This is a genomic window from Corallincola platygyrae, assembly GCF_039544265.1.
In the GTDB taxonomy this organism is placed as follows: Bacteria; Pseudomonadota; Gammaproteobacteria; order Enterobacterales; family Neiellaceae; genus Corallincola; species Corallincola platygyrae.
This window is the reverse complement of record NZ_BAABLI010000014.1, coordinates 30237-42386: the sequence shown is the minus strand read 5'-3', so window position 1 is coordinate 42386 and position 12150 is coordinate 30237. Positions and strand designations below refer to the sequence as shown.

The 12150-nt window shown below is 48.2% G+C and carries 12 protein-coding genes; 4 read left to right on the top strand and 8 right to left on the bottom strand.

Features of this window, described 5'->3' with window-relative positions; genetic code table 11:
- Positions 1 to 14 precede the first annotated feature (14 nt).
- The 5 genes from ABEA14_RS11495 to thrS all read right to left on the bottom strand — a co-directional run bounded on the left by ABEA14_RS11495 (position 15) and on the right by thrS (position 3991).
- On the bottom strand, positions 15 to 794 hold the full coding sequence (locus ABEA14_RS11495; RefSeq protein WP_345340154.1) for a TatD family hydrolase: 780 nt from the start codon (positions 792 to 794) through the stop codon (positions 15 to 17).
- 78 nt (positions 795 to 872) lie between these two features.
- A complete protein-coding gene (gene rplT, locus ABEA14_RS11490; protein ID WP_345340153.1) occupies positions 873 to 1226 on the bottom strand; it encodes a 50S ribosomal protein L20 in 354 nt (117 codons plus the stop codon).
- Positions 1227 to 1238: 12 nt separating this feature from the next.
- Positions 1239 to 1436, bottom strand: a complete 198-nt coding sequence (rpmI, locus tag ABEA14_RS11485) for a 50S ribosomal protein L35 (RefSeq protein ID WP_345340152.1) — start codon at positions 1434 to 1436, stop codon at positions 1239 to 1241.
- A gap of 72 nt (positions 1437 to 1508) precedes the next feature.
- Positions 1509 to 2066, bottom strand: coding sequence for a translation initiation factor IF-3 (gene infC / locus ABEA14_RS11480; RefSeq protein WP_377776205.1), 558 nt, complete (start codon positions 2064 to 2066; stop codon positions 1509 to 1511).
- On the bottom strand, positions 2063 to 3991 hold the full coding sequence (gene thrS, locus ABEA14_RS11475) for a threonine--tRNA ligase (RefSeq protein WP_345340151.1): 1929 nt from the start codon (positions 3989 to 3991) through the stop codon (positions 2063 to 2065). Before thrS ends, infC begins: the two co-directional genes overlap by 4 nt.
- A 215-nt stretch (positions 3992 to 4206) precedes the next feature.
- Between thrS and hxpB the strand changes: the two genes are divergently transcribed.
- Both hxpB and ABEA14_RS11465 read left to right on the top strand, forming a co-directional pair.
- Positions 4207 to 4881: a hexitol phosphatase HxpB gene (hxpB, locus tag ABEA14_RS11470; RefSeq protein WP_345340150.1), complete on the top strand. Its 675-nt coding sequence runs from the start codon at positions 4207 to 4209 to the stop codon at positions 4879 to 4881.
- Between the two features lie 51 nt (positions 4882 to 4932).
- The gene (locus tag ABEA14_RS11465) at positions 4933 to 5136 is read left to right on the top strand and encodes a zinc ribbon domain-containing protein (RefSeq protein ID WP_345340149.1); all 204 of its coding nucleotides are present in this window, start codon (positions 4933 to 4935) and stop codon (positions 5134 to 5136) included.
- A gap of 19 nt (positions 5137 to 5155) precedes the next feature.
- Here ABEA14_RS11465 and ABEA14_RS11460 read toward each other — a convergent pair whose 3' ends face one another.
- Positions 5156 to 5764 carry a riboflavin synthase subunit alpha gene (locus ABEA14_RS11460; RefSeq protein WP_345340148.1) on the bottom strand — a complete coding sequence of 203 codons (609 nt, stop codon included), beginning with the start codon at positions 5762 to 5764 and terminating at the stop codon, positions 5156 to 5158.
- 30 nt (positions 5765 to 5794) lie between these two features.
- On the opposite strand from ABEA14_RS11460, the gene ABEA14_RS11455 reads away from it, so the two are divergent.
- On the top strand, positions 5795 to 7174 hold the full coding sequence (locus ABEA14_RS11455) for an MATE family efflux transporter (protein ID WP_345340147.1): 1380 nt from the start codon (positions 5795 to 5797) through the stop codon (positions 7172 to 7174).
- Complete coding sequence (locus tag ABEA14_RS11450) at positions 7066 to 8172, top strand: DUF3080 family protein (protein WP_345340146.1); 1107 nt, start codon at positions 7066 to 7068, stop codon at positions 8170 to 8172. The genes ABEA14_RS11455 and ABEA14_RS11450 overlap by 109 nt, the downstream gene beginning before the upstream one ends.
- Here ABEA14_RS11450 and uvrB read toward each other — a convergent pair.
- The gene (gene uvrB, locus ABEA14_RS11445) at positions 8156 to 10162 is read right to left on the bottom strand and encodes an excinuclease ABC subunit UvrB (protein WP_345340145.1); all 2007 of its coding nucleotides are present in this window, start codon (positions 10160 to 10162) and stop codon (positions 8156 to 8158) included. The two genes, ABEA14_RS11450 and uvrB, sit on opposite strands and share 17 nt — an antisense overlap.
- Positions 10155 to 11447 carry an MATE family efflux transporter gene (locus tag ABEA14_RS11440; protein WP_345340144.1) on the bottom strand — a complete coding sequence of 431 codons (1293 nt, stop codon included), beginning with the start codon at positions 11445 to 11447 and terminating at the stop codon, positions 10155 to 10157. Before ABEA14_RS11440 ends, uvrB begins: the two co-directional genes overlap by 8 nt.
- Between the last annotated feature and the right edge of the window lie 703 nt (positions 11448 to 12150).

The following is a 12150-nucleotide window of genomic DNA, read 5'->3' as shown; positions in this document are numbered from 1 at the left end:
TTCAGGGCCTTTTTTTAGTTTCGAGCGATACGGTTAAAAAGTTTGTAAAAATTGTCAGTCGTCACTTTTGCCAGGGATTCATAGTTTTCTCCCTTCAGATCGGCCACAAATCTTGCGACATCAGCCACATAGGCTGGCTGGTTCTGTTTGCCTCTATGGGGCACAGGGGCGAGGTACGGCGAGTCGGTTTCGACTAGCAGGCGTTCCATTGGGATCTTTTTGACCACGTCCCGTAATGCTGACGCGTTTCTGAACGTCACAATGCCAGATATAGAGATATAGAAACCCAAGTCCAATGCAGCTTTAGCCATTTCCCAGGTCTCGGTAAAGCAGTGCAACACGCCACCTACCCGCTCAGCATTTCCTTCTCTTAAAATCGCCAAAGTATCTTCTTTGGCATCTCGGGTATGAATGATGACTGGCTTGTTAAGTTGATTGGCGACTTCCAGATGACCAACAAAGGCTTGTTGCTGCTTTTTCCTGGTGTCGGCAGCATAGTAGTAATCGAGTCCGGTCTCGCCAATGGCAACAACCTGCTCACCGGATGCCAATTGTAGTAGCTTGTCCTGATCCCAAATAGAATCCTGGTCCAGAGGGTGAACACCGCAGGAAACAGAAACATTTTTAAAAGGAGTCACTTGCTCCAACATGCTCGGGAAAGCTTCAAGCGTTACGCCGACGCAGAGCATGTGCTCAACGGAGTTCTTTGTTGCCTGTGCGACAACATTATCCAACTTACCGTCAAACTCATCTAACTTAAGTTTATCAAGATGGCAGTGTGAATCGACCAGCATCTGGTTCTCCTTAATCTGCAGATACAAAAAACGGGAAGTGAAACACTTCCCGTTTTAACTTGCGACTGTCGCTTTAAATTAAAGCGCAGCTTTCGCCTTTTCTACCAGGGCAGCAAAACCTGCCTGATCGAATACTGCGATGTCTGCAAGGATCTTACGATCGATCTCGATAGATGCTTTCTTCAGACCGTTGATGAAACGGCTGTAAGACAAACCATTCTGACGAGATGCAGCGTTAATACGTGCAATCCACAGTTGACGGAACTGACGCTTACGCTGACGACGGTCACGGTAAGCATACTGACCTGCTTTGGTGATAGCCTGGAAAGCTACGCGGTAAACACGTGAACGTGCACCGTAGTAACCTTTAGCCTGGTCCATTACCTTCTTGTGACGCGCGCGCGCGATAACACCACGTTTTACTCGTGCCATAAGTCAGTCTCCTTATGCGTAAGGCAGCATACGCTGCACAGATTTAACATCACACTTCTCAACCAAGTGCTTACCACGCAGCTGACGCTTACGCTTAGTGCTCTTCTTGGTCAAAATGTGACGCAGGTGAGACTGCTTATGTTTAAAACCGCCAGAGCCGGTTTTTTTGAAGCGCTTAGCAGCGCCCTTGTTACTTTTCATCTTTGGCATGATTGCCACTCCGCATTGAGCGTTAAACAACTAGCAATACAGGCGGACCCGAAAGTCACTTGTAAGCCTGAATTACTTCTTAGTTGGCGCGAGTACCATCACCATTTGGCGACCTTCCACACGACTGGGGAAAGACTCCACTTGGGCCAGGTCTACCAAGTCTTCTTTAATTCGGTTCAACAAGTTGATACCGAGATCTTGGTGAGCCATTTCACGACCACGGAAACGCAGTGTGACTTTGGCTTTATCTCCCGCCTCAAGAAAACGAACCAGGTTGCGCAGTTTTACCTGGTAGTCGCCTTCATCTGTGCCAGGTCGGAATTTAACTTCCTTAACCTGAATCTGTTTGGTTTTTTTCCGCTGCTCTTTTTGTTCCTTGCTCTTCTCGTAGAGGAACTTACCGTAATCCATCACGCGACAGACCGGGGGCTCGGCATTTGGACTGATCTCAACCAGATCCATACCAGCCGACTGTGCGGCGTCTAATGCTTCGTTAATGCTTACAACGCCGACAGCTTCACCATCAGCGCCAATAAGGCGAACTTCTGGTACGCGAATATCTTCGTTTAAACGGTTTGCGGGCTTCTGCTGCAGCGGGCCCTTTCTTCCACCCTTGCCTTTAATGGCTATTCCTCCACGATGTCTAATCTTTTCTCATCAACGCTAGCTTTCAACAGCTTGATGAAATCTTCTACAGGCATGACGCCTAGGTCTTTACCGCGACGAGTTCTGACTGCCACGTGACCCGATTCCACCTCTTTGTCCCCTGCTACTAGCAAATATGGGACGCGTTTTAGAGTGTGCTCGCGGATTTTAAAGCCAATTTTCTCGTTTCTCAAGTCCGCATTTACTCGGAAACCCTCTTGTCTCAGCTTTTTCACCACATCATTGACATAATCACCCTGCTTATCGGTGATATTCATCACCACAGCCTGGGTCGGTGCCAACCAATCTGGGAAGTAACCCGCATAGTTTTCTGTCAGGATGCCGATGAAGCGTTCAAGTGAGCCAAGAATCGCTCTGTGGATCATCACCGGCTCGTGACGCTCGCCATCTTCACCGATGTAAGTCGCACCTAAGCGGCCCGGCATAGAGAAGTCGAGCTGAATAGTGCCACATTGCCATGCGCGATCGAGGCAGTCGTACAAGGTAAATTCGATCTTAGGTCCGTAGAAGGCACCCTCGCCTTCCTGGATCTCATAGTTCAGATCATTGGCAACCAACGCATCTGCCAATGCTTTTTCTGACTTATCCCACACCTCGTCAGATCCTACTCGCTGTTCTGGGCGAGTAGAAAGTTTGACGTCGATATTGTCGAAGCCAAATGTCTTATAGGTGTCGAACACCATTTCAATACAGGCTGATACTTCCTGCTGGATCTGCTCTTCGGTACAGAAAACGTGGGCGTCATCCTGTGTAAACGAACGTACACGCATCAAACCGTGCAGTGAACCTGAAGGCTCATTACGGTGAACAAGACCGAACTCTGCCATTCTATAAGGCAGATCTCGGTAAGACTTCAGACCTTGATTGAAAATCTGCAGGTGGCCTGGGCAGTTCATTGGCTTAACTGCGTAATCACGCTTCTCAGATTCAGTTGAGAAGATCATGTCACCGTACTTGTCCCAGTGACCGGATTTTTCCCAGAGCGTGACATCCAGAATAAGTGGAGCTCGGATCTCTTCGTAGCCAAACTTCACTAGTTGGCCACGCATAAAGTTTTCCAGCTCTTTAAAGATGGTCCAGCCACCCGCGTGCCAGAACACCATACCCGGTGCTTCTTCCTGCCAGTGAAACAGGTCCAATGCTTTACCGATTTTACGGTGATCACGCTTCTCTGCTTCTTCGAGGCGCTTCAAATAAGCTTTAAGCTGTTTTTTATCGCCCCACGCTGTACCGTAGATACGCTGAAGCATCTTGTTGTCAGAGTTGCCACGCCAATATGCACCAGCGACTTTCTGCACTTTAAAGTGTTGGCAGAACTTCATGTTTGGTACGTGTGGACCACGGCACATATCGACATATTCTTCGTGGTGGTAGAGACCTGGTTTGGAATCTTTTGGTACGTTCTCGTCCAGAATCTCAATTTTGTAGCTCTCACCACGCGCTTCAAATGTGTCACGCGCTTCCTGCCAGGAGACGTTCTTCTTAACGACGTCATAGTTGGTTTTAGCCAATTGAAGCATACGCTTTTCCAGCGCATCCAGATCCTCCTGAGACAGAGAACGGTCAAGGTCAACGTCGTAGTAAAAGCCGTTATCAATAACCGGTCCGATGGCCATTTTACAATCAGGCCAAAGTTGCTTGATGGCATGGCCTAAAAGGTGCGCACAAGAGTGACGGATGATCTCAAGACCTTCGTCATCACGAGCAGTAATAATGCTCAGCTCAGCATCTTCAGAAATCAGGTCACAGGCGTCGACTAGCTCACCATTCACTCGACCCGCAATGGTTGCTTTGGCCAAACCAGGGCCAATATCTTGAGCAACTTGCAGAGTGGTTACCGGCGATTCGAATTCACGTTTGCTGCCGTCAGGAAGTGTAATTACAGGCATTTTATATCCTTTATATACAGTGGTGACCCACACCAAGGGCCACTTGCATCAAAAAAGAAAAAACATCCAGCTCATGGATGTTTTTTGCGTTAAAACAGGGCGTCTTTCTAAGCGAGACACTATAAGAAATGGCGCGTACAAATGCAATTGAACCTCACTGGATTAAAGGCGTCAGAGGCAATTAGTGACTTAATTTCCCTTTCAAGGACTAATTCGTGAACGAGATTAAAGCTGTAATTTTCGATATGGATGGTGTCATCGTCGATTCTGAGCCGTTATGGCGAATGGCTGAAAGCAAGGTTTTCAATGACTTTGGCATTCCCATTACCGAAGAGATGTGCTTTCAAACTACAGGACTCAGAATCGATGAAGTGGTTAACTACTGGCGCCAACGGTATGAGTTTTCGGCTCCTAACGCTGATGTTGAAAACGCAATCATGGATCAAGTAATCACCGAAATCCAAACCCAGAGTGAGCCTATGCCAGGCGCTGTCGAACTGATAACCGCTTTAAATCAAAGTGAGATCCCGCTTGCAGTATGCAGTTCTTCCCCCTCAATACTGATTGAAACTGTGTTGGAACGTTTTTCCATATCGGAGAAATTTCAAACCTTCGCTTCTGCAGAGCACCTGAATTTTGGAAAGCCTCACCCAGAGGTTTATCTCAAGGGGGCTCAACAACTTGGCCTCAAACCACAGCACTGTTTGGCTATCGAAGACTCGGTCAATGGCGTTATCGCTGCAAAAGCAGCACGAATGACAGCTGTCGCCATCCCGGAATCGTCAGAGTATGAGCGCAAGGCCTTTGGTGTAGCTGACGGAAAATACCGTTCCTTGGTTGAGTTGCATCATCATATGACAACTTGGTTACCCCAGCTGAAAGCAGAATAATGGATAAGGCACCATAATTATCAGTGGACGTTCTGATGACTTGGTGCCGACATGAACCCCATTCAAGAAAAAACCATCGAGTGCCCCCATTGCGGCTATCGCTTTAAAGTCGAGGTCGATTTCTCAGAGGGCGATCAAGAGATGTATGAGGACTGCCCGCAGTGTTGCAGTGAAGTCCATATTCACGCCGGGCACTCAGCTGTGGACGGCTCGCCCGCGGTCAGTGTCGACGGTGACGATGAGCAGTTGTATTAGATTTGAACGAAAACTCAGCCTATCTGCTCGCGAGCACGCGCTCAACGGTATCGACAATGGCTTGCGTCTGTGTATCTATTTCAATATTCACTAGCTCGCCAACTTTACGAGCGCCCAAGGTGGTGACTCTTAGCGTTTCGGGAATAAGGTGCAGCCAGAAGCTCTGTTCTTCAACCTTGCCGATGGTAAGACTGATGCCATCGATAGATACGTAACCTTTTTCCATGACGTACTTGCGCCAAGCAGCATCTATGTGGATCTGGATATCCACTTCATTGCCTCTGGTTTCGAAGGCCTCTACGTTGCCCTGAGTTTGGATATGTCCCGAAAGCATGTGACCACCAATCTCATCGCCCCACTTGGCGGCACGCTCAAAGTTGACTTGTTCGCCTTTTTTAAGCGCACCTATATTGGTGCGCCTCAGGGTCTCGGCAATAACATCGAAATCAACCACTGTCTTGTCAAAGTCGACAACCGTCAGGCAAACACCATTGATCGCAATGCTCGCCCCCACTTCCACACGTTCGAGATAGCTCGCCGCAGGCACTTCAATACGAAGTCTGGCAATGTCATTTTCACTATCTAACCAAATAACTGTTGCGCTACACTGCACGATTCCGGTAAACATGCCGCTCTTCTCTCTTATCACAGGTTGCTAATGGCCATATTCAGCGCTCAGTTTACGCGCGAAATCAGGCAGATACTACGTCTTTGCCTGCCGATCTTTGCGGCAAACCTGTCGCAGACGCTGATGACCTTTGTCGATACGACAATGGCCGGCACTGTATCGCCTACAGACCTTGCCGCTGTTGCGGTAGCTACCAGTATCTGGCTGCCAGTCATTCTTCTGATCCAGGGGCTGATAATGGCGCTATCTCCAATTACAGCTCATTTTTATGGCGCCAACGACAAAGCCAGCATTCCCAATGCATGTTGGCAGGCTGGCTACATAGGTGCAGCAAGTGTCGTCCTGTTAGTAGCTCTATCGCCGCTGGCTAAAGTCATTATTGACGGCATGGTAGACGATCCTAAGTTAGCGGCCTTAACCCTCGGCTATCTCGAAGGCATCATCTGGTCAGCGCCTGCGTTTGTTGTATTCCAGGTCCTCAGAAATATGTCAGAGGGCATGGACTATACACGCCCGATCATGGTGATAGGCCTGATAGGCCTGATGCTGAACGTGCCTGCAAACTATGTCTTTATCTATGGCAAATTTGGGGTACCCGCGTTGGGCGGCGCTGGCTGTGGCTGGGCCACCAGTTTGGTAACCTGGTGCATGATGATTGCGATGATGATCTACGTGAAACATCACAAGCACTATCAGCAAATATCACTCTGGCAAAATATTCCCGGCATACACTGGCGACAGGTGAAAAGCCTGTTGCGCCTTGGGGTGCCTATTTCACTCAGCCTGTTTTTTGAAGTCTCTTTGTTCGCTGCGGTAGCACTGCTGATATCACCATTAGGCGCGGGTCATGTAGCGGGACACCAGGTCGCCATTAACTTTAGTTCGATGGTATTTATGGTGCCGCTATCTATCGGCATGGCGATTACCATCCGTGTAGGCCTTAATTTGGGCGCAAAGAATGAACACGCAGCGCTATATTCAGTGAAGTGTGGGATCGGTTTTGGGCTATTTATTGCGATCTTTACTGCTGTTTTGACCGTTTTGTTAAGGACACAGATTGCAAATATTTATACCGATGATAGCTACGTGATTGAGCTTGCAGCTTCCCTCTTACTGCTGGCAGCTCTTTATCAATTCCCGGATACCGTTCAGGCAATTGGTGCTGGTGCATTGAGAGGCATGAAAGACAGCAAAGCGATTTTTGTAATCACACTGTTTTCATACTGGGGAGTAGGTTTGCCAATCGGTTACCTGTTGGGACTGACAGATATTTTCACCCCTGCCATGGGAGCAAAAGGGTTTTGGATTGGATTTATCTCTGGCTTATCAACCGCTGCCGTGCTGTTTGGCATACGCCTGTTACAGCACAGGGGAAGCTTGGTTACCCCGCTTCCAAAACATGGTGGTTAATCAGCCTTGCACTACTAAGCCTGATTATCACAGGGTGTTCACGTTTTGACGCTGCAGACAAAGCACTCATTGAGCACCACAATCGTTTAGCAAGGTTGCTAAACAGCGACTCGAAAATAGACGTCGACTCACTGCCGGCATCACTCGCTGTACCATCAGTGAGCTCGACTAAAACAATCCTTGAGAGCCCAACATACGATCTGTCAGACCTTTGGCAATATCGTTCATGTGGTTTGATGGATATGGTTGGTGAACGAAATAGCTCTTTGGGCAAAGTGATGACGGCATCGCAGCAGTTGATCTACGAGACTCGCCTGCTAGCGACACTCAATCGTTGTCTTTCGGCAGAGCTCGCTCAGGAACAAATTAACTGGCTCACTTCCGTCGCAGAAATGAAGCAAAAACAACTTGCGGCAAGATGGAATAATTTGATGTGGTCGGAACCAACACTGAGGAAGTTGCAGTCCGTACCGGCACAAAGAACGCTGCCTCGTCCTTTCCGGCAACAAACAGCTATAACACTCGCAGCCCTGGCCTCACTCAAGCTTGAAACCTTGAATCAATCCGCCGTTTTGGACCAATCCTTTGAACAAATGTTGTCTGAAGTACGCGGCAGTCAGTATCTTGGTCAACTGACACAGGATGGGCGCATTGCTCTACACATCATCAATGAAACCAATGCCTTACTTGACAGAGTATTGCCACAGGTGACTTGTATAGACAACAAAGCATCAAGCCAGGCCAAACAACTAAAGGGTTATTTGCTTGGCTACTACGGAAGTGAAGTTCAACCTTCCGTAAGCAACTTGATGCGTGAATTAGAAGCTGTGTCACCAGCCATCAATCAACTGTTTCCATCACCACCCAAAGGCAGTGCAATAGGTCTACTGAAGAGTGGAGAGGCAAGCCTACGTGCAGAGTTACTTTCCGCAATCGCTGAACACCGCCTGCACTGGCAGACGATGTTCGATAGGTGCGGCCTTAGCCTGCAATCATAGATTGTTGTAACTGCTTTACCTTGTCACGGAGCTTGGCTGCTGCCTCGAACTCTAGGTTTTTGGCATGTTCATACATCTGCTGCTCAAGTTCGGCAATCTGCTTGGCAATAGCCGCTGGGTCAACGGGCTGGTAACTCGCCTTACGTTCAGCGATAGCCGCTGCCTTGTTTTTCTTAGCCCCAGGTTTCTGTCCCAGGTCCATAATGTCAGCAATAGCTTTATTCAGCCCTTTCGGAGTGATGCCGTTGGCTTTGTTGAAGGCTTCCTGCTTCTCTCGGCGGCGTACGGTTTCATCTATCGCTCGTTTCATTGAACCGGTGATCTTATCCCCATACAAGATGGCTTTGCCCTTAACGTTCCGGGCGGCTCGACCTATGGTCTGGATCAACGAGCGGTCTGAACGTAAGAACCCCTCTTTATCCGCATCCAGAATGGCTACCAGCGACACCTCTGGCATATCCAAACCTTCTCGTAACAGATTAATGCCAACCAGAACATCAAATTCACCCAATCGCAGGTCGCGGATAATCTCCACTCGCTCAACCGTATCGATATCAGAGTGAAGGTAACGCACCCTTACGCCGTGCTCATCAAGATACTCTGTCAGATCTTCTGCCATGCGTTTGGTCAGTGTCGTCACCAATACACGCTCGTTCACTTCTACCCGCTCGCGAATCTCTGACAGCAAGTCATCCACCTGCGTAGCCACCGGTCGAACTTCGATCTCCGGATCCAGCAGGCCTGTAGGACGAACCACCTGCTCAATCACTTCACCATCTGACTTCTCTAGTTCATATTTACCCGGTGTTGCCGACACATAGATGGTTTGAGGCGAAATAGATTCGAACTCCTCAAACTTCAACGGTCGGTTATCCAGCGCAGAAGGCAAACGGAAACCAAATTCGACCAAGGTTTCTTTACGTGATCGGTCACCTTTATACATGGCGCCTATTTGAGGCACGGTAACATGGCTTTCATCGAGGATAAGTAATCCGTCAGGCGGCAGATAATCAATCAGCGTAGGGGGGGGCTCGCCGGGCGCCCTGCCCGACAAATACCTGGAGTAGTTCTCGATGCCGGAGCAGTATCCCAATTCATTCATCATCTCGATGTCGAACATAGTGCGCTGGGCAATGCGCTGCTCTTCAAGTAACTTGTTTACCGACAGAAGCTGTTCTCGACGGTCTTTTAGTTCAAGCTTGATTGACTCGGCGGCTTCCAAAATACGCTCACGAGGAGTCACATAGTGAGATTTTGGGTAAATGGTATAACGTTGAAGTACTCGCTCCTGCGCCCCAGTTAACGGATCAAACTCTACCAAGCGTTCAATTTCATCATCGAACAACTCAACGCGAATCGCGTTACGGTCTGACTCAGCAGGAAATATGTCGATCACGTCGCCGCGGACGCGATAGTTGGCGCGCTGGAACTCAACATCATTACGTGTATATTGCAGTTCAGCGAGGCGCCTGAGAATAGCCCGCTGGTCTATCATGTCTCCGACTCGAAGGTGCAATAGCATCTTCAGGTAAGCGTCAGGATCGCCCAAGCCATAGATGGCTGAAACAGACGCTACCAATACAACATCTCGCCGTTCCATCAACGCCTTGGTAGCTGAAAGGCGCATCTGCTCAATATGGGCGTTGACCGCTGCATCCTTCTCAATAAAGGTATCAGTGGTTGGTACGTAGGCCTCTGGCTGATAATAGTCGTAATAGGAGACAAAATATTCCACCGCATTGTTGGGAAAGAACTCTTTCATCTCACCATATAGCTGAGCCGCCAGGGTCTTGTTGTGGGCCATGATTAAAGTAGGACGATTCAGCTTTGCAATGACATTGGCCATCGTAAACGTCTTACCCGAGCCTGTTACACCAAGCAGCGTCTGATGTGCCAGACCAGCATCTAAACCGTCAATCAAGCGATCTATTGCCTGCGGCTGATCTCCGCCTGGTGCAAACTGCGAACATAGCTTGAAAGGTTTACTCATACGCAACCCTCAGGTGATAACCCAAATGCTTTCTAAACCATACGAAGGCAACGCTGCCAGTGATTATCACTCCCAGCAAACCACCGTAGAACAGTCCTTCAAAACCAAACCAGACACTGCCTAAATACGCGAAGGGAATATAGAACACAAAGAACCTGGCTATGCTCAGAATAAGCGCGCTATGGGGTTGGTGCACAGCATTGAAGCTTGAATTGCTGAGGATGGTGATACCTTGCAGACCGTACCCAAGCGGCAAAATAAACAACAGCAAAACAATCGTCTCTTTCACTTCTTGTTCTTGAGAAAACGCTGCTGCAATAAAAGGCGCAGAGACCAGCAAAACCAAATAGATAGCCGCCTGCCATATCATTACGAATTTCACCGCCACCATGTACGCCTCTCTCACGCGATGCCAGTTGCCCGCGCCATGGTTTTGGCTAATTAGAGGAGGCAATGACATCGACAAAGAAAGCACCACCAGGCAAGCAATCGACTCTATTCGCGTCATGACACCAAATGCGGCAACTGCAGCCGAGCCATAAGGCGCGACCATAGCCGTCATCACGGCCATCGCCAATGGCGTAAGCATGTTTGCGCCAGCGGCAGGCATAGCAATGGTAAGAATCCGCTTAAAAGCTTTTGGTAAGTTCGAGCCAGGAAACCAGTGAATGAGACGGTACTTGTTGGCCAGCATTGCAATAATCACAAGTGAGCCAATAAAAAACGACACAACACTTGCAACAGCCGCACCACGAATACCTAATTCGGGAAACGGACCCAAGCCAAAAATCAACAGAGGATCCAACACCGCATTGATTGCACCACCAATGCCCATAAATATGCTCGGTAATTTGGTTTCACCATTAGCGCGGAAAACTGCATTTCCAACCATGGGTAGAGCCAGGAAGACGCTGCCCAACAGCCAAACTTCCATATACGCCATAATCAACGGCATATGGATATCTTTCGCACCTAGCAATGCAAATAGAGGTTCTGCAACCAGGTATGTAACTAACGACAACGCAGCCACTAGTAGCACCGTCAGATAAAGTGCCGCGGTTCCATGGTGGCGGGATGCCTCTTTATCCCCTTGCCCAATAAACCGTGCCAGAACTGCGGATGTTCCAATGCTGATCCCAATAACCATACTGATGATTGAAAAGGTTACTGGAAAGGTAAACCCCACAGCGGCAAGAGGCTCAGTTCCCAACATACTGATAAAAAAGGTATCTACCAGATTGAAGCTCATAAGCAGCACCATGCCGAGGCAAACCGGTATAGTCATACTTTTCAATGTGGCGGGTATGGGGGCTGTGAGCAGATCTCTCATCAACTAGGCCTAAAAAATGAGGGCTTTCAAATATACAGCTTTTAACTGCTCTGATCACCCCAATGGCGTGGCTTTCAGATGTAAAAGAGTGTTTCCGAGCAACTAATAAACTTAAAAAAAGCAGGTGTTAAACATAAAAGTCGTAGCAAAAGCTAAATTTAATACATCTAACTACCCGCTTCTATCACCAGCAGCATTCCATTGGTGCCAGAGTAGGTTTACATGGCCTGCATTCTCAAGATCATAAATCGGGCCAATTTCAATTAAAAAACATGACAATTATACGAATTTTCCACTTGACAAAAATTCCGACTGTTCAGTCGTTTTTCTGGTGCATGCCAATAGCTTCAGACGTCAAAATTCCAACATCGATAACAATTAATACACAGGGCCGCTGTAACAAAACTTTGTTGGTTATTTTTTGTTCAGTACGAGTAAGATTTGTTCCGATAAAGATTTATTTCTCTTTATATCAACACCTTAAAGTGTTACCCGCATTTTTAGCTCATTAGCATCAACGACGAAAAAACGTGGGCTACAGGCCAGTGTAACAATCCTATCAACACAGTTATCCACAGAATTGGTGGATAACTGCAGCAAAGCCTGATTTAGCGGGGCTTTCAGAGCATTTGCCCTAATCTTGTGCAAAAAGGCGAGT

Bases quoted from the DNA above. Each gene is read 5' to 3' on its own strand.
- ABEA14_RS11495 (WP_345340154.1), bottom strand. From the start codon at position 794: ATGCTGGTCGATTCACACTGCCATCTTGATAAACTTAAGTTAGATGAG.
- rplT (WP_345340153.1), bottom strand. From the start codon at position 1,226: ATGGCACGAGTAAAACGTGGTGTTATCGCGCGCGCGCGTCACAAGAAG.
- rpmI (WP_345340152.1), bottom strand. From the start codon at position 1,436: ATGCCAAAGATGAAAAGTAACAAGGGCGCTGCTAAGCGCTTCAAAAAA.
- thrS (WP_345340151.1), bottom strand. From the start codon at position 3,991: ATGCCTGTAATTACACTTCCTGACGGCAGCAAACGTGAATTCGAATCG.
- ABEA14_RS11465 (WP_345340149.1), top strand. From the start codon at position 4,933: ATGAACCCCATTCAAGAAAAAACCATCGAGTGCCCCCATTGCGGCTAT.
- ABEA14_RS11460 (WP_345340148.1), bottom strand. From the start codon at position 5,764: ATGTTTACCGGAATCGTGCAGTGTAGCGCAACAGTTATTTGGTTAGAT.
- ABEA14_RS11455 (WP_345340147.1), top strand. From the start codon at position 5,795: ATGGCCATATTCAGCGCTCAGTTTACGCGCGAAATCAGGCAGATACTA.
- uvrB (WP_345340145.1), bottom strand. From the start codon at position 10,162: ATGAGTAAACCTTTCAAGCTATGTTCGCAGTTTGCACCAGGCGGAGAT.
- ABEA14_RS11440 (WP_345340144.1), bottom strand. From the start codon at position 11,447: ATGACTATACCGGTTTGCCTCGGCATGGTGCTGCTTATGAGCTTCAAT.